A 16552-nucleotide genomic window follows, 5' to 3' on the forward strand; every position below is an offset into this window, starting at 1 on the left:
ATACACGATTTTTAAATAAAAAAACATATCAATGATATGTTTATTAGATAATATATTCAATTTGATATCCATGTAAATCAGCAAGATCTTCTAAAGTATAGGATTCTAAATAATCAGTAATAACTTTATTTAGTCCTTTATAAAAAGGAAGAGTTAAACATTCACTATAACGAGGACATTGATTAGGTTCAGTTTCTAAACAGGCAACACAAGCGATTGGACCTTCAACAGCGACTAAAATATCTTTTGCTGTATATTTATTAATATCTCTTGTAAGAGAATATCCACCTTGGGCACCTCTAACGCTTTTAATAAGTCCTGCACGAATTAAAGGAGTAGCTATTTGTTCAAGATATTTGATAGAAATTTCTTGTCTTTTAGCAACATCTTTAAGCGATATATTCCCCTGTTCTTTATTTTGGGCTAAATCAATCATTAATCTTAGAGCATAACGCCCTCTTGTTGATATTTTCATATGACCACCTCTTGTCTATTATAACATCTTTTTTAGATAATTCCTAGAGAAATTATATGAATTAAATAAAAAGAAAAAGACCAAAGTCTTTATTCTTGTTCGATAAATGTATTATAGATAGCACGAATTGCTTCATTAAAGTGAATGTTTTTAACACCAACAATGATATTTAATTCTGAAGAACCTTGATCAATCATTTTAACATTGATTTTTTTATTAGCTAAAGCTGTAAAAACTTTTGCTGCAACTCCACGACCATCTTTCATACCACGACCAACGATAGCAATTAAAGCAAGGTCAGATTCAAGTTCAATTGAATCAGGTTCAACGGCACGATGTAAGTTAGCTAAAATTTCTTGTTCATGTTCAATGAATGAATTTAATTCAACAATTACGTTCATTGTATCAATACCAGAAGGTGTATGTTCATAAGATAGACCAGCTTCTTCAATAACTTGTAAAACTTTTCTACCAAAACCAATTTCATCATTCATCATATCTTTTTCAATCATGATTGTCGCAAAACCTTGTTTACCAGAAATACCAGTAATAATATGATCTGGTTTATGCACAGTACTTTCAACGATTAAAGTTCCAGCATCTTCAGGTTTATTAGTATTTTTGATTACAATAGGAATTCCTTGAGAGCGAATAGGGAAAACAGCATTTTCATGCAAAACACTTGCTCCCATGTAAGAAAGTTCACGTAATTCTTTATAAGTGATTGTTCCAATCACTTCTGGATTTTTAACAATACGTGGATCAGCAACTAAGAAACCTGAAACATCTGTCCAGTTTTCATAAAGTTTAACTTGACCACATTTAGCGACGATTGAACCAGTAACATCACTTCCCCCACGAGAGAAAGTTCTAATTTTTGTAGGATCTTCACTACATGAACCATAGAATCCAGGAATAACACAATTTTCTACTTCACTTAATTTTTTAGATAAAACAGGATCTGTTTTTTTATCATCATAATTTCCATGTTCATCGATAAAGATACATGTTGCAGGATCAACAAATTCAAATCCTAAATAATTCGCAAGTAAGATACCATTTAAATATTCCCCACGACTTGCTGCATATTCTTCACTGATTTGATCTTGGAAGTTTTTCTTAATAACTTCAAATTCTTCAGTAAGATCAACTGTTAAATTAAGTTCATCGATAATACTTTGATAACGATCTTTGATTGTATCAAAAGTACATTCAAATTCTTGTTCACTTTCTGCGTTATATGCTTTATATAATAAATCAGTAACTTTAATATCATCTTTAAAACGTTTACCAGGCGCTGAAGGTACTACAAAACGACGATCTGGGTCACTTTTGATAATGTCACCAACTTTTTTAAATTGATGGGCATCTGCAAGAGACGAACCACCAAATTTGACGATTTTCACCATAATAATTCTCCCCTCATATTAATGATATTAAAATATCACTTTTTTCAAGTATATTCAATCTTTTTTCTAATTGAAAAAAGAAAACAATAAAAATATAATAATATTATATAGAAAAGAGGTCGACATTATGAGAGAAAATATGACATTTCTTACAAATTATTATCAAATAAGAGAAATGACAATTGATCGTATGAAAGAAATCATTGATCAAAATAAAAGGTCAAAGGAAGGAGGAACCGTCTTTTTTGGTGATTCTATTACTCAGTTTATGGATATAGAAAAATATTTTCCAGAAATAAAGAATAAATATAATTGTGGGATTGGCGGAATTACTTCCACAATGCTGCTTCATTTTATAGATGAAGGTGTTTTAAAATTTAAACCGAGACAACTTGTTTATATGATAGGTACTAACGATTTAGGAAAAACAGTGATGCAATCACCTAAAGATATTGCTATTAATGTTAAAGAACTGGTAGAAACAGTTCATTATAACTTACCTGAATGTGAAATCTATGTAGTGAGTCCATTACCTTGCCTTCCAATGCATGATTATAAACATACACCAGGGGTTTTAAGAAGTAATGATCTTTTAAAAATGATTTATAAAGAATTTAAAAAGACAATCCCTTATGAATATGTAACTTTTATTAATGCTTATCCAACGTTATGTAATAAAAAAGGAGAACCGATTGAAGCATACTTTGAAGATGGTCTCCATATCAATCATGATGGATATGTACGCTATACAAATTGTTTAAAAGAATACATTTTATAATAAAAAAGGAAACGGGAATATGAAAAAAAGAATATTAAAAATAGCATCAATGATTATCGTTTTACTGATGATGATTACACCTATAAGTGCTCATCCAGGAAGAACAGATGCAAATGGAGGACATTATTGTCGTACAAATTGTGCCAAATGGGGACTTAGAGATGGTGAATATCATTATCATAATGGTGGAGGTTCGAGCAGTTCTTCAAGCTCAGATAGCTCCTCATCAAGCTCAAGTACAGATAGTGGATCTTCTTCAACAAGTCAAACACAAAGTACACCTCAAGTAGTTGATTATACAAAACAAGGAGAAACGGCAGGTTATAATTATAAAAAGGCAAATCCTGATGCAGGTAAGGAAGATCTTACGGGGAAGGATCAAACCTATATAAATGGTTATGATACAGGGTTTACGAATGCTGAAAATGAATTAACGACACTTTCTAAAGATCAAGGAACAGCCAAGGGAACAGAAGATGGAACGACAACAGAATCATATAATTTAGAAGTTCCAGTTGGTTTAATAAGTAGTGTTTATTTAGATTCTTATAAAGATGCTTATAATCAAAGTGAAGCAAGTGATTTTTCTAAAATAAGACAAGATGCAAATAAAAAAGCAATTGATAATGCAAGAAATTTAGAAGATGAAGATACAAATAGTGAGTACACTTTAGAAAAACAAAAGAAAGTCTATAAAGAAAGTTATCAAAGTACTTATGATCAAGAAGAAAAAGAGATAAATTCTTTAAAAAAGAAGCTTTCTAAATATGCGCAGGATGATTTTGATAATGAGAAGCAAAGTGATGAATCTTATCGTAAATATAAAAATTATAAAGTCTATGATGTTTTAGACAAAAAATATAAAAAGGAATATAACAAGTATAAAAAACAAAAAGAACAAGAAGATGAAAATGGTGTTGCTGGTGGAGCTGGTGTTGTAGCACTAGGTATTATTGGATATGTCCTTTATAAAAGAAAAAGGAAATAGAAAAAAATGAATACATATGAAAGTATATTGACTAGAAGAAGTACAAGAAAATATTTAAATAAGCCAGTAAGCAAAGAATTACTAGAAAAAATCATAGAAACTGGAAGATATGCACCAAGTGGTGGCAATAGTCAAAGTAATCATTTTATAGTTATTCAAAATAAACAAATAATTGATCGTTTAGTAAAAATGGTTGAAAAAGCATTTTCTAAAATGGAGATTACTGAAAATATGTATAGAAGTTTACAAAATTCAATCAATCTTTCTAAAAAAGGTGGATATGTATTTTCTTATAATGCACCTGTTTTGATTATTGTCGCCAATAAAAGAGATTATGGAAATAATCAAGCGGATTGTGCGATTGCCTTAGAAAATATGATGCTTGAAGCTAATGAATTAGATTTGGGAAGTTGTTATATTAATCAATTAAAATGGCTCAATGAAGGTCGAAAAATTCTCTCTTACTTACAAAGTTTAGTTATGAAAGAAGATGAAAGGGTCTATGGCTCTTTAATTATCGGCTATCCTGATACAAATGATGGAAAACCACTAAGAAAAGTATTACCTAGAAAAGGTAATGTAGTGACATGGCTTTAAAAAAAATAAAAAGATGATAACTTATGTTTGATGTTATCATCTTTTTAAATACATTTTATTTATAAATCAAATTATAAAGATTTTGTTTATATTTATTTCCAATAGGAAGTGTTACTTCATTTTTTAACTCAATGGTATTTTCTTTTATGCAAATGACATTATTTAAATTAACTAGATAAGATTTATGGCATTGAACAAATTCATTGCCTAATTTTTTATGAATTTTCTTTAAAGTATATCTTAAGGTATAATCTGAGATAGATGTATGAATAACAATATAATTTCTAAATGATTCTATGTAAAGAATGTTATTTTTGATTATATGATAATTTATTTTTCCGCTTTTTAAAGAAATTGTATTTATCTTTTTTAATAAAAAATCTTTACTTTTAAGAAATGCTTGATATAAGTCTTCATATAAGGATACATTACGAATATAGTAATTAACATATATATTTTGATGATCAAAAATATTATTTTTTTCATCTAAAACATAAATAAGAATGGAATTTTTTTGAATTTCACTTAAATGAGATATGATTGCTAAATTTTCAAGTATGATAACATCATAAATTGTTTCTTTTTCAAATGAAGAAGATATTTGTATTTTTAATTCAAGTTCGTCAGAAATTTCATTTATGAAATCTGAATTTATTTTACTTTCCAATAACCATAGAATTTTAATCATCTAAAATACCTTCTTCCACTTTTTTTAAATGTTCCCATAGATTAATATTATCATTTTCTAAAACAGATAATATGTGATATTTATCTATAAAAATAATACCTTTTTTTTTCATTATTTCTATTCCACGAAGATAATTAGATTTATCAATTCCTAATAATGAATCGAATATAATTTCATCACCTGATTTTAAACATACTTTAAAAAGAATATTATACCCCTCATTATAAATATATTGAGTTGATATTTTTTCATAAGTAATCGTAATATTCTCAATTATTGAATATTTAATTTCTTGTATACCTTTTTTTAAAATGAAATACTCCCAAGTTTCTATTAAACCTGATGGTTGTACTATTAAAATAGAATTGTTACTTAAATACCATTTAGGTGTAAATACCATTGGTAAAATAATAAATAGATAAACAAGAACACCAACGACAATTATAAGTTCCTTATTTATAAATGGAAAATAGGTCATGAATAATCGTATACTGACTGCATAAAAAGAAAAGTAAATCATTACAAGTAATATTTTCCAAATGATAGATCTGTTTTCTTTTTTTATTTCAAATTTATATTTCATATAAATCACTCTTCTTTCTATTTATAATATAATCTAAAAAATACATAATGCCTATATTTTAGGGACAAATAGATTTTTTTAGGGATGAAATAAAAAATGGTGCAAATTAGCACCATCTTGAAATTATTTTTATAACTCCTTGTTTTTTTCTCTTTCTAACATATCTTGATAAGAATAAACACAACCACAATAATTTTGTCGATAAAGATTATATAATGCTGCAAATTTAACTGATTTTAAATAACCATTGTTCTTTTTAAAATCACTGAAAAGAAATTGTGTTTTTTCTTGAGGAAAGCTTGCGCCAATTTCATTGATCCATTGACTATTTTTATGTGGAGAAACACTTAAAACAGTTGTCCAATAATCAAAGTGATGTAAAGATGCATAATCATAAGCATCTTTCATTCTCTTTGAATAACAAAGATAACAGCGTTTTCCACCTTCAGGTTCATCTTTATATTGAGAAATATCTTTTAGATATTCTTTTGGTTGATATTCTTTTTCAACAACTTGAATATTTTGATTAAAATCTTGATTAAAGCGTTGAATGAAATCTTCTAATTCATGAAATCGTCGAAAATACTCGGTATCTGGATAAATGTTTGAATTAGAGTAATAAATAGTTATATCGAAAAATTCAGATATTTCTTTTAAAACGTTTCCGCTACATGGCCCACAACAAACATGGAGAAGTAGGGTGGGTTTTGTACCTTTAATTTTTTCTAATTCTTCTTTGAGTTTTAAGTCGTAATTGATTTTCATTATAAAATCATCATGCTATCACCAAAGCTAAAGAAACGATATTTTTCTTTGACAGCTTCTTTATAAGCTTTGAAAATAAGTTCTTTTGAAGCAAAGGCACTAATCAACATTAATAATGTTGATTTAGGTAAATGGAAGTTTGTAATCAAACAATCAATAGCTTCAAATTTATATCCAGGATAAATAAAGATATCAGTATTTTCACTTGTTGCTGTAAATTTACCATATTTTTTCATATTAGCTTCTAGAGTACGTGTTGATGTTGTTCCTACAGCGATGATTCTTTGACCATTTGCTTTTGCTTTGTTTAATTTATCAGCGACTTCTTCACTGATCATATAGAATTCACTATGCATATGATGATCTAAAACATTTTCTTCTTTAACAGGTCTAAATGTTCCAAGACCAACATGTAAACAAACATCTAAGATTTCAATACCTTTATCTTTTATTTTATGATTGATTTCTTCAGTAAAATGTAAACCAGCTGTAGGAGCTGCTGCACTTCCTTCAATTTTAGCGTAAACTGTTTGATATCTATTTTTATCTTCAAGTTTTTCTTTAATATAAGGAGGTAAAGGCATTGTTCCTAATTGATCTAAGATTTCATAGAAAATCCCATCATACATCATTTCAAAAACACGAATACCTTCATCTTTGATTTCAATACATTTTGCTTTTAATAACCCTTCACCAAAAGTAATCACCGTATTCATTTTAACAATACGAGCATTTCCACATAAGCATTCCCAAGTATCTTTCTTTAATTCTTTTAACAAAAGAACTTCTACATGTCCATTTGTTTCTTCTTTAATTCCAAATAAACGTGCAGGAATAACTTTTGTATTATTTCTTACTAAAACATCGCCTGGTTTTAAATAATCAAGAATATCATAAAAATGTCTGTGTTCAATATTTCCGTTTTCTCTATTTACTACCATTAATCTAGAAGTATCTCTTTTTTCAACAGGATGTTGAGCAATGAGTTCTTCAGGTAGTTCAAAATCAAATTCACTTAGTTTCATTTAAAAAGCCCTCTTATAAACATCTCTACCATATTTATCTAAAAATTCTTCTTTAAAATCTAATAAACGATCTTCTTGAATTGCTTTACGAATATCTTCTGAAAGTTGTAATAAGAATCTTACATTGTGAATCGATAACAATGTTTTTCCAAATAATTCATCTGATTTATGAAGATGTCTTAAATAAGCTCTTGTATAATTTCTACAAGTATAACAATCACATTCAGGATCAATAGGAGTAAAATCTTCTTTAAACTTTTCATTATTAATATTCATACGTCCATGATGTGTCATTAAAGCACCATGTCTAGCAACACGTGTTGGTAAAACACAATCATACATATCAATACCACGAATCGCAGCTTCAATTAAATCAATTGGATTACCAACTCCCATTAAATAACGTGGTTTATCTTCAGGTAACCATTGAATTGCATCTTCGACCATTTTATACATCACATCTTTTGGTTCACCAACGCTTGTTCCACCAATTGAATAACCAGGGAAATCCATTTCTACAAGTGCTTTGGCACATTTTTCTCTTAAATCAGGATATTCTCCACCTTGAACAATTCCAAATAACGCTTGTTTTTCATTATGATGCGCTTCTTTACCTCTTTTAGCCCAACGAATTGTTCTTTCAACACTATGTTTCATATAATCATAAGTTGCTGGATAAGGAGCACATTCATCTAAAGACATAATCATATCTGCTCCTAATTTGTTTTGAATATCGATTGCTTTTTCTGGAGATAAGAATAAAGACTTACCATCAATAATACTTTTAAAATAAACGCCTTCTTCTTTAATCTTTCTTGTTTTTCCCAAAGAAAAAACTTGAAATCCTCCACTATCTGTAAGCATAGGACCATCATAGTTCATAAACTTATGAAGACCACCCGCTTTAGCAACAATATCTTCCCCAGGTCTTAACCATAAGTGATATGTATTAGAAAGGATTACTTGTGATCCCATTTCTTTTAACATTTCAGGGGCAATTCCTTTTACTGTAGCTAGTGTACCTACAGGCATAAACATAGGTGTTTCTACATCTCCATGGGGAGTATGTAAAATCCCATATCGAGCACCACTTTGTTTACAAACATGTTTTAATTCATACCAAAAATCTTTCATTTTTCCACCTCTTTTTGCCTATTCATTATACATGAAAGTATTTATAAATAAAATAGAAAAAGAGCTAAAAGCTCTTAATCAAATGTAACATATTCATTTTTTAAAGGTTTAGCACCTTCTAAATGATCAACATGTAAAATAGGAATATTACTTTGAATAGATTCATCATATTCTAAACTAATGGTTCCATCAACCACTAACCATTCATCTTTAATTAAATCTTTAGCGTATTTACTAATACATACTAAACCTAAAAGTTGCATATCATCACTACAACATACCATGGCTTGTCTACCTAAAACAAAACCATTTTCAATTAATTTATCACGGCCAATCACTTTACCTTTGATCTTAATTGTTTTATTTTCATAGATTTGAGGATTTTCCATAATATGCATACAGAAAATACCATAATCCATATCATTTACTTCAATATAATCATCATTTAAGTTATATGGTAAATCATTAACAGTTAAATCTTCAATTTGTCTATTTTTATTTTCATAAACAATTTGACACATTGGATTTAAAGATTTGATACTTCCTCTAATAGGATATTTCTTTGTATTTTCATCACAACGATTTACAATAACTAAATCACTACCTGTTATATGATAAACAAATTGTCCACGCATATTGTTGTAATAAAGATCAAAGGTTTCAGCAGAAATAGTTGTAAGAATTTGAACAACTTGCCATTGGTCAATACAAATTTCATCAACAAATTTTGTATTATCCCACATACCATTATATTCAATCATAACTTGTGTTGGTTGGTATTTTTGATGTAAATGAAGAAGAGTTTCATAATTTAAATCTTCTTCGTTTTCAATAAATTCAACAGAAGCATTTTCTTTTTCTAAAGCAGGAATATCATATTCTACTTCACCTTCTTCACAGGCAATGATTAAAGTTTTTTCATCTTCACCAAAACCTTGTTCAAGAAGAGTATCTTGGATAAATGAAGATTTTCCACTTTCTAAAAATCCAGTAAACAAATAAACTCTTGTTTTATTCATACGCTTATCCTAAAAATAACTCCTTAATTGTATTTTCATCTAAGTCTTTACCAATTACACAAACTTGACCTGTATAAATAGGTTTACCTAAACGAATTTCAAATTCACCTGGTACTAAATCAAAATACCACCAATCTTCATTTCCACTATCTACAAAACCTTTAGCTCTTAAAACATTATCATCATTACATAATTTATTTAAGATTTCACTTAATTCAACTTCATTATATTTTTTAACAGTATCAAATCCGATACTATTGAAAACTTCATCTGCATGATGGTGATGATGTCCACAACCACATTCATGATCATGGTCATGGTGATGATGTCCACAACATTCATGTTCGTGATCGTGTTCATGATGGTCATGTCCGCAACATCCATGTTCATGATCATGTTCGTGATGATCGTGTCCGCAACATTCATGGTCATGATCGTGTTCATGATGATGGTCATGTCCGCATTCACATTCGTGATCATGATGGTGATGATGTTCATGTTCATGTAATAATTCTTCTTGAATGTTCACTTCACAAGCATTAATGATATCTAAACCATTTAATTTATCCCAAGCAGTTGTAATGATTGGTGAATGATCGTTTAATCCTTTTAAGATATCTAAGCATTCTTTTAATTGGAATTCAGTTAAGTCTTGACTACGACTTAAAACAATTAATGATGCATGTTCAACTTGGTTATTATAGAATTCACCAAAGTTTTTAGTATACATACGACATTTTTTAGCATCTACAACTGTAATAAAATTATCTAATTCCATTTCATCACTATTGATTGTAGAAACAGCTTTAATAACATCAGATAATTTTCCAACACCAGAAGGTTCGATGATGACACGATCAGGATGATAAGTATCTAATACTTCTTTTAACGATGTTTCGAAATCTCCTACTAAACTACAACAAATACATCCAGAGTTCATTTCGTTGATTGTAACACCAGAATCTTTTAAGAATGTTCCATCAATTCCAATTTCTCCAAATTCATTTTCTATTAATACGATTTTTTCATTTTGATATGCTTCAGCAATTAATTTTTTAATTAATGTTGTTTTTCCAGCACCTAAAAAGCCAGAAATAATATCTATTTTACTCATATATTTCACCTCCGCTAGATTATAACACTCATAAATCATTTCATCAAATGATAATACCTATGTTATAATGATTGACAAGTAAAGGGTGATAAAAAATGAAATGTCCAATAATTAAAAGATGTGGAGGATGCTTTTATCCACAAGATCAATATCAAGAAGAATTAAAAGAAAAGACATTATTTATAGAAAAAGAAATAAAGAAAACAAAATTAAAAATAGATGTAAAACCAACAGTAGCTTCACCATTAGTTAATGGTTATCGAAATAAAGCAATTGTTGCTTTTAATCAAAAATATGAATACGGTCTCTACGAAGAACATAGCCAAGATATTATTCCTTATAAACACTGTTTATTACACGAAGATATTATGGATGAAATTTTACAATATATACAAAGCTATTTAAGAAAGTATCGTGTTTCTATTTATGATCGTAAAAGACATAAAGGATTATTAAGACATATTTTAATTCGTCGAGGTGTTAAAACAGATCAAACGATGGTTGTTTTAGTATGTAATGAAAATATGTGGCGTGGTTCTAAGCAATTTTGCAACCAATTAGTTAAGAAGTTTCCAAGTATTAAAACAATTGTCTTAAATGTCAATACACGTAGAACACCAATTGTTTTAGGAAATGAAGATAAAGTTCTTTATGGAAAAGGGTTTATTGTTGATGAATTATGCGGTTTGAAATTTAAGATTTCTCCACAATCTTTTTATCAAATCAATCATGACCAATGTGTGAACCTTTATACCAAAGCTTTATCCTTATTGAATATTAAAGGAAATGAAACAGCAATTGATGCTTATTGTGGTATTGGAACAATAGGAATGATTCTCTCACAAAATGTAAAACAAGTTATTGGAGTAGAAAGTAATAGAGACGCAATCAAAGATGCAAAAAACAATGCACGAATGAATCAACTTTCTAATATTCAATTTGTATGTGATGATGCGACTGAATTTATGAAAAAACTTGCGAAAGAGAAACATAAAGTAGATGTTGTCATTATGGATCCACCTAGAAGTGGTTCTACAAAACAATTTATGGATTCAGTTAAGATACTAAATCCTAAACAAGTTGTTTATATTTCTTGTGATCCTACAACTCAAATTAGAGATATCCAATATTTTAAAAAGATTGGATATCATACAGATACGATGTATCTGTATGATATGTTTCCTCATACAAAACATGTGGAAAGTATTGTGTTGTTGACAAAGGTAGTTTAGGAAAATAAAAAAAGATTTTAATATAAAAGGTTTATTTTAGGGTCGAAAAAACGCCTTTAATAAACCTTTTCTTTAGCAAAATACTAGAATTAATGATAAAAATAAAAGGGTAATAAATAAATTAAAGTAAATAAAAATTTTTAGCAAAAATCTTAGGTGTTTACGTAAAGATTTAAATGATGATAGATGTTATATTTTATTTTCTTATATAATTTATTTTGCGAACTTTTCTGATGAGTATTGAAATAAAGTATATTTTATCATTAGTATTAAAGCTTGATGTTAAACAAAAGACCGTCTGATTTTTTATTTGAATTCGTCCTGATACAATTTTTTTAAATATCTTTGCATTTTTTTAATGCGTTCATATGATTGAGTTTTACTGCATTTAAAATTAACAAGTTTTATAATGTCTTTTTTTGAAATATCATTTATTAAGAGATCAAACACTTCTTCAGCTTCTGGGTATATATCAGATACTTTTTTTATTAGTTTAGATAACTCATATGTTAATAAATTAACATTATATTCATCGGTTATTCCTGTTGGATCTAATCCGTATGAAGAATCATCGTTCATATCTTCTAACATTTTATCTAATGAAATAGTTCTAGAATTAAACATATTAGAATCATTTTGTCTTGTACAGGATTTACAATTATTACATTTAGGACAACGAATAAGATTTCCTTTTTTATTTGTAATCAAACAGCGTTGTCTTCTTGTTGATTCAAGATATTGATTTACATCATAATTAAATGATTTTAATGCACTTTTTTCTTGTTCTTTTGGAACAATGACGAATCCTACACGTACTCGTCTTTGTTGATATTTAAAAGTAGTAAGATTTTCTTGATTTTTTTTCCATACAGGATTCCATTTTATAAGTTCTTCAGCAAGAACTGGTACAAGTACTTCTCCTTCGTTTGGTTTATTTCCTTCAATGTTTTTAAATTTTGAATAATTAACATTCTTTGACATTTGATTTCCTCCTGAAATTTGTGGAGGAAAATCCACATCAAAAACGCTCTGAATAAAGTTGGCCAATACCATAGTGAGTTTTCCTCCTATTTTGGCCAGCTTGTCCTATTCAGCTGGTATATTTATTTAGTTGTTCACTAGAAACAGATAGGACCATTCTTGATCAAGAAATGCTATTAAAAGTGAAAGCTTTTTAATGTCATGCTTAGGACATAATTTTGAAAAAAAGATGTAGGATAAAAGTTTCTACAACATTTATTTTTCATACTTAAATTCTAGCCTTATTGTTAGGAATAGAGAAACGAGCGGTTTGAATTTTGATATTCTAGTTTACATAGGTATATGTGTAGAAAAATATAGTTATTTATGTTAGAATGAAATTATTCCAAGAAGAATAAAATATGCGCCCAAAGAATTAGACACATAAGTACATAAGTGAGATATTTTAATGTTTGAATAGTTATTGTTAGCTGGAGGTGATAAATTATGGCATTAGACACAGACATTTTAAAAAATAGACTTAAAGCAACATTTGGATCAGACTCACAAAAAACTACTGCTAATAAGTTAAACATGACACAAGGTAATGTTAGTAAGTTATTATCTGGTTTGCAGCAGCCAACAGTAGACACTCTTTATCGTATCAACGAAGTGTATGGAGTTTCTATTGATTGGTTAATGGGAATTTCAGATAGAAAGAATGTTACAAAAATAGAATCTGAGCTTTCTTATTCACTTGCAACAGAGATTGTTACTGAACTTGTCCGTAATGGTTTAATATCGTTGAATAAAAAGAATAATTTACTTTCATTAGGAATTCATGATCCTATATTAAAGAAGCTTTTAGAAAAAAGTAATACAATTTCTAAAGTAGATGAAGATCTATATAGAGATTGGAAAAATGCAAAGCTTTCTTTATTTAATGATAAGCCAATACTATGTTCAATGGCGTTTCGAGAAAATGATTTAGATAATAGAATTGATGAAGCAACTACAGAAAATTATTTATTAGAATTATATGAAGAAGCAAAACAAGAACAAGACATCTACATATATATGATGTCCGGCATTGAAAGCGATCTTGGGGGTCAATAAAAAATGGCGGAACTAAATAAGATTTTAAAGGAACGCCTATCAAAAATTTTTGAAGGAGAAACACAAGGGATAACAGCTAAAAAGCTAAATATGACACAGGGTAATGTTAGTAAATGGATGAGCGGCCAGCAACTACCGACAACTGATATGCTTTACACTATTTCTAAAACATATAAAGTGTCTGTAGATTGGCTTCTTGGCATTAGTGATGAACCTGAAGTAGATGGTCTTGTATTAGAAAAGTTGACATATGAACAAGTAGCAAAGATTTTTGATAATTTAATTGAGAATAACACAATAGAGATTCCAAATAAGAATGGAATATATTCATCGACGAAAAAGGGAGATGATGATGAACATACTCTGCCCATTTACATTTGGGAACACATAAAATTAAAAGATCGTTTATTGTCAGAAATTATGCGCCGAAGATATAAGTTAATTGATCCAGAATTAAATATGCATGATGTTTGGTATGATAAATTAGCATCATTTCACGGTCTACATTTACTGAATTACAATGAAAAACTTGAAAAAGTAATAGATGCAAATAGTCCGGCTCAATTTAATGAAGGTGATTGGGCAGAATTAATTGAAAAATTATCAAAATTAAACGAGGATGAATTAGAAAAAATGGTAAGTAAAATAAATGAAAAGGAAGGTAAATGATAATGGCAAGTAATAACACAGCTGATATAGGATTTGAAAAAGAAATATGGGATGCAGCTTGTGTCTTAAGAGGAAACATGGATGCATCAGAATACAAAAATGTTATCCTTGGATTGATTTTTCTAAAATATATTTCAGATAGTTTTAATGAAAAATATCAAGAACTGGTTGAAGAAGGAGAAGGTTTTGAAGAAGATCGAGATGAATATACATCTGAGAATATTTTCTTCGTACCATCAGGAGCACGATGGGAAGACATTGCATCACAATCAAATAAACCAGAAATCGGTAAGGTTATCGATAATGCAATGACTGCGATAGAAAATGAAAATAAAAAATTAAAAGGAATTCTTCCTAAAAATTTTGCTCGTCCTGAATTGGATAAGCGAAGATTAGGAGAAGTTGTTGATCTATTTACTAATATAAAAATGAAAGAAGGTACTGACGAAAAAGATCTTCTTGGACGTACATATGAATATTGTCTCCGCAATTTTGCGGAACAGGAAGGAAGAAATGCTGGTCAATTCTATACACCATCTTGTGTAGTAAGAACAATTGTAGAAATTTTGCAACCTTATAATGGCCGAGTATACGATCCATGCTGTGGTGCAGGTGGTATGTTTGTTCAATCAGCTGGGTTTATAAAAAATCATCAAGGAAACATAAACAATATTTCAGTTTATGGACAAGAATCAAATCCTACTACTTGGAAAATGGCTAAAATGAATCTTGCAATTAGGGGTATCGATTGTAATCTTGGTGAAATTCCAGAAGACACTTTTTTAAATGATCAGCATCCAACTATGCGTGCTGACTATATTATGGCAAATCCTCCATTTAATCTAACACCTTGGGGAGCTGATAAATTAAAAGAAGATAAAAGATGGAAATTTGGAATGCCGCCAGCAGGTAATGCAAACTATGCTTGGATTCAACATATGATATGGCATTTATCTCCTAATGGGCGAATGGGTATGGTACTTGCAAATGGCTCTCTTTCTTCTCAAAATGGAGGAGAAGGTGAAATTCGTAAGAATATTATTGAAGCAGATTTAGTTGAGGGAATTATTTCTTTGCCAGAAAAACTTTTTTACACGACTGGTATTCCTGTTTGCTTGTGGTTTATTAATAAGAATAAAAAACAAAAGGGAAAAACATTGTTTATTGATGCTCGTAAAATGGGAACAATGGCTACAAGGGCTTTACGCGAGCTTACTGATGGAACAAAAGATCCAAAAGATAATGATATAAAAAAATTGGCTGATACTTTTAGAAATTTTCAAGAGGGTACATTAGAAGAAGAAAAAGGATTCTGTGCTATTGCTGATTTGAAAGAAATTGAAAAACAAGACTTTATTCTTACTCCTGGTCGATATGTTGGTATTGAAGAACAGGAAGATGATGGAGAACCATTTGAAGAGAAAATGACAAGATTAACATCTGAATTATCACAAATGTTTGAAAAATCTCATGAATTAGAGAATGAAATTCGTGAAAAGCTTGGAGCGATAGGATATGAAATTTAAAAAATATTGCTTAGGTGAATTAGTAGAAATTAAATATGGGAAAAATCAAAAAAAGGTTATAGATAAAAATGGTAAATTTCCTATTTATGGTACAGGGGGGTTAATAGGATATGCAAATGAATTTTTGTATGATAAACCGTCTGTTCTTATTGGAAGAAAAGGGACTATCGATAAAATTAGATATGTTGAACATCCTTTTTGGACTGTAGATACTCTGTTTTATACAAAAATTAATGAGAACTTAGTTGCTCCGAAATATCTTTATTATAAAATGTTAACCTTTGATTTAATGAATTATAATGAAGGAACTACAATTCCTAGTCTAAGAACGCAAACCCTAAATAGTTTAGAATTAGAAATTCCAAGTATTAATACTCAAAAAAAAATTGTTTCAATTTTGAATTCATTGGATAGTAAGATTACATTAAATAGTATGATAAACAATAATTTAGCGGCTTAAAGGTCAATGGCAGA

At 29.0% G+C, this 16552-nt stretch carries 18 protein-coding genes; 8 read left to right on the forward strand and 10 right to left on the reverse strand.

The window, feature by feature from the left end; translation table 11 throughout:
• Nucleotides 1-43 precede the first annotated feature (43 nt).
• Nucleotides 44-475 carry an RrF2 family transcriptional regulator gene (locus C7U54_RS12595; RefSeq protein WP_022001772.1) on the reverse strand — a complete coding sequence of 144 codons (432 nt, stop codon included), beginning with the start codon at nt 473-475 and terminating at the stop codon, nt 44-46.
• Nucleotides 476-564: 89 nt separating this feature from the next.
• Complete coding sequence (locus C7U54_RS12600) at nt 565-1884, reverse strand: aspartate kinase (RefSeq protein WP_022001773.1); 1320 nt, start codon at nt 1882-1884, stop codon at nt 565-567.
• Between the two features lie 127 nt (nt 1885-2011).
• Here C7U54_RS12600 and C7U54_RS12605 point away from each other — a divergent pair, with 127 nt between their 5' ends.
• Genes C7U54_RS12605 through C7U54_RS12615 form a run of 3 tightly spaced genes read left to right on the forward strand, consistent with a single transcriptional unit; the run spans nt 2012 to nt 4247 of the window.
• The gene (locus C7U54_RS12605; protein ID WP_048925034.1) at nt 2012-2662 is read left to right on the forward strand and encodes a GDSL-type esterase/lipase family protein; all 651 of its coding nucleotides are present in this window, start codon (nt 2012-2014) and stop codon (nt 2660-2662) included.
• Nucleotides 2663-2681: 19 nt separating this feature from the next.
• Nucleotides 2682-3650, forward strand: coding sequence for a YHYH domain-containing protein (locus tag C7U54_RS12610; protein ID WP_053092963.1), 969 nt, complete (start codon nt 2682-2684; stop codon nt 3648-3650).
• A gap of 6 nt (nt 3651-3656) precedes the next feature.
• On the forward strand, nt 3657-4247 hold the full coding sequence (locus C7U54_RS12615; protein ID WP_107030522.1) for a nitroreductase: 591 nt from the start codon (nt 3657-3659) through the stop codon (nt 4245-4247).
• Nucleotides 4248-4302: 55 nt separating this feature from the next.
• Here the strand turns inward: C7U54_RS12615 and C7U54_RS12620 are convergent, their stop codons facing one another.
• The 7 genes from C7U54_RS12620 to C7U54_RS12650 all read right to left on the reverse strand — a co-directional run bounded on the left by C7U54_RS12620 (nt 4303) and on the right by C7U54_RS12650 (nt 10575).
• Complete coding sequence (locus tag C7U54_RS12620) at nt 4303-4935, reverse strand: LytR/AlgR family response regulator transcription factor (protein WP_048925032.1); 633 nt, start codon at nt 4933-4935, stop codon at nt 4303-4305.
• Nucleotides 4928-5518, reverse strand: coding sequence for a hypothetical protein (locus C7U54_RS12625; RefSeq protein WP_107030523.1), 591 nt, complete (start codon nt 5516-5518; stop codon nt 4928-4930). The genes C7U54_RS12620 and C7U54_RS12625 overlap by 8 nt, the downstream gene beginning before the upstream one ends.
• Before the next feature lie 129 nt (nt 5519-5647).
• Nucleotides 5648-6283 carry an epoxyqueuosine reductase QueH gene (locus C7U54_RS12630; protein ID WP_107030524.1) on the reverse strand — a complete coding sequence of 212 codons (636 nt, stop codon included), beginning with the start codon at nt 6281-6283 and terminating at the stop codon, nt 5648-5650.
• Entirely contained in the window at nt 6283-7308 is a 1026-nt protein-coding gene (gene queA / locus C7U54_RS12635) for a tRNA preQ1(34) S-adenosylmethionine ribosyltransferase-isomerase QueA (RefSeq protein ID WP_107030525.1), read from the reverse strand. The genes C7U54_RS12630 and queA overlap by 1 nt, the downstream gene beginning before the upstream one ends.
• On the reverse strand, nt 7309-8442 hold the full coding sequence (gene tgt, locus C7U54_RS12640) for a tRNA guanosine(34) transglycosylase Tgt (RefSeq protein ID WP_107030526.1): 1134 nt from the start codon (nt 8440-8442) through the stop codon (nt 7309-7311).
• A 74-nt stretch (nt 8443-8516) separates the two neighbouring features.
• A complete protein-coding gene (locus C7U54_RS12645) occupies nt 8517-9461 on the reverse strand; it encodes a TIGR03943 family putative permease subunit (RefSeq protein ID WP_107030527.1) in 945 nt (314 codons plus the stop codon).
• Between the two features lie 4 nt (nt 9462-9465).
• Nucleotides 9466-10575, reverse strand: a complete 1110-nt coding sequence (locus C7U54_RS12650; RefSeq protein ID WP_107030528.1) for a CobW family GTP-binding protein — start codon at nt 10573-10575, stop codon at nt 9466-9468.
• Between the two features lie 95 nt (nt 10576-10670).
• Here C7U54_RS12650 and rlmD point away from each other — a divergent pair, with 95 nt between their 5' ends.
• Nucleotides 10671-11807, forward strand: coding sequence for a 23S rRNA (uracil(1939)-C(5))-methyltransferase RlmD (gene rlmD, locus C7U54_RS12655; RefSeq protein WP_107030529.1), 1137 nt, complete (start codon nt 10671-10673; stop codon nt 11805-11807).
• A 306-nt stretch (nt 11808-12113) separates the two neighbouring features.
• On the opposite strand, the gene C7U54_RS12660 is transcribed toward rlmD, so the two are convergent.
• Nucleotides 12114-12788, reverse strand: a complete 675-nt coding sequence (locus tag C7U54_RS12660; protein ID WP_146137640.1) for a hypothetical protein — start codon at nt 12786-12788, stop codon at nt 12114-12116.
• A gap of 486 nt (nt 12789-13274) precedes the next feature.
• Between C7U54_RS12660 and C7U54_RS12665 the strand changes: the two genes are divergently transcribed.
• The 4 genes from C7U54_RS12665 to C7U54_RS12680 are packed head-to-tail and all read left to right on the forward strand — an operon-like array spanning nt 13275 to nt 16538.
• Nucleotides 13275-13883: a helix-turn-helix domain-containing protein gene (locus tag C7U54_RS12665; protein ID WP_107030531.1), complete on the forward strand. Its 609-nt coding sequence runs from the start codon at nt 13275-13277 to the stop codon at nt 13881-13883.
• 3 nt (nt 13884-13886) lie between these two features.
• The gene (locus tag C7U54_RS12670; protein ID WP_107030532.1) at nt 13887-14552 is read left to right on the forward strand and encodes a helix-turn-helix domain-containing protein; all 666 of its coding nucleotides are present in this window, start codon (nt 13887-13889) and stop codon (nt 14550-14552) included.
• A 2-nt stretch (nt 14553-14554) separates the two neighbouring features.
• A complete protein-coding gene (locus C7U54_RS12675; protein WP_107030534.1) occupies nt 14555-16078 on the forward strand; it encodes a type I restriction-modification system subunit M in 1524 nt (507 codons plus the stop codon).
• A complete protein-coding gene (locus tag C7U54_RS12680) occupies nt 16068-16538 on the forward strand; it encodes a restriction endonuclease subunit S (RefSeq protein ID WP_107030533.1) in 471 nt (156 codons plus the stop codon). Before C7U54_RS12675 ends, C7U54_RS12680 begins: the two co-directional genes overlap by 11 nt.
• The last annotated feature ends 14 nt before the right edge of the window (nt 16539-16552 follow it).

It is taken from the genome of Faecalibacillus intestinalis, assembly GCF_003024685.1.
Classification (GTDB): domain Bacteria; phylum Bacillota_I; class Bacilli_A; order Erysipelotrichales; family Coprobacillaceae; genus Faecalibacillus; species Faecalibacillus intestinalis.

Bases quoted from the DNA above. Each gene is read 5' to 3' on its own strand.
- C7U54_RS12605 (WP_048925034.1), top strand. From the start codon at position 2,012: ATGAGAGAAAATATGACATTTCTTACAAATTATTATCAAATAAGAGAA.
- C7U54_RS12660 (WP_146137640.1), bottom strand. From the start codon at position 12,788: ATGTCAAAGAATGTTAATTATTCAAAATTTAAAAACATTGAAGGAAAT.
- C7U54_RS12615 (WP_107030522.1), top strand. From the start codon at position 3,657: ATGAATACATATGAAAGTATATTGACTAGAAGAAGTACAAGAAAATAT.
- C7U54_RS12675 (WP_107030534.1), top strand. From the start codon at position 14,555: ATGGCAAGTAATAACACAGCTGATATAGGATTTGAAAAAGAAATATGG.
- C7U54_RS12610 (WP_053092963.1), top strand. From the start codon at position 2,682: ATGAAAAAAAGAATATTAAAAATAGCATCAATGATTATCGTTTTACTG.
- C7U54_RS12665 (WP_107030531.1), top strand. From the start codon at position 13,275: ATGGCATTAGACACAGACATTTTAAAAAATAGACTTAAAGCAACATTT.
- C7U54_RS12625 (WP_107030523.1), bottom strand. From the start codon at position 5,518: ATGAAATATAAATTTGAAATAAAAAAAGAAAACAGATCTATCATTTGG.
- C7U54_RS12620 (WP_048925032.1), bottom strand. From the start codon at position 4,935: ATGATTAAAATTCTATGGTTATTGGAAAGTAAAATAAATTCAGATTTC.
- C7U54_RS12630 (WP_107030524.1), bottom strand. From the start codon at position 6,283: ATGAAAATCAATTACGACTTAAAACTCAAAGAAGAATTAGAAAAAATT.
- queA (WP_107030525.1), bottom strand. From the start codon at position 7,308: ATGAAACTAAGTGAATTTGATTTTGAACTACCTGAAGAACTCATTGCT.
- C7U54_RS12670 (WP_107030532.1), top strand. From the start codon at position 13,887: ATGGCGGAACTAAATAAGATTTTAAAGGAACGCCTATCAAAAATTTTT.
- C7U54_RS12645 (WP_107030527.1), bottom strand. From the start codon at position 9,461: ATGAATAAAACAAGAGTTTATTTGTTTACTGGATTTTTAGAAAGTGGA.
- C7U54_RS12600 (WP_022001773.1), bottom strand. From the start codon at position 1,884: ATGGTGAAAATCGTCAAATTTGGTGGTTCGTCTCTTGCAGATGCCCAT.
- C7U54_RS12680 (WP_107030533.1), top strand. From the start codon at position 16,068: ATGAAATTTAAAAAATATTGCTTAGGTGAATTAGTAGAAATTAAATAT.
- C7U54_RS12650 (WP_107030528.1), bottom strand. From the start codon at position 10,575: ATGAGTAAAATAGATATTATTTCTGGCTTTTTAGGTGCTGGAAAAACA.
- tgt (WP_107030526.1), bottom strand. From the start codon at position 8,442: ATGAAAGATTTTTGGTATGAATTAAAACATGTTTGTAAACAAAGTGGT.
- C7U54_RS12595 (WP_022001772.1), bottom strand. From the start codon at position 475: ATGAAAATATCAACAAGAGGGCGTTATGCTCTAAGATTAATGATTGAT.
- rlmD (WP_107030529.1), top strand. From the start codon at position 10,671: ATGAAATGTCCAATAATTAAAAGATGTGGAGGATGCTTTTATCCACAA.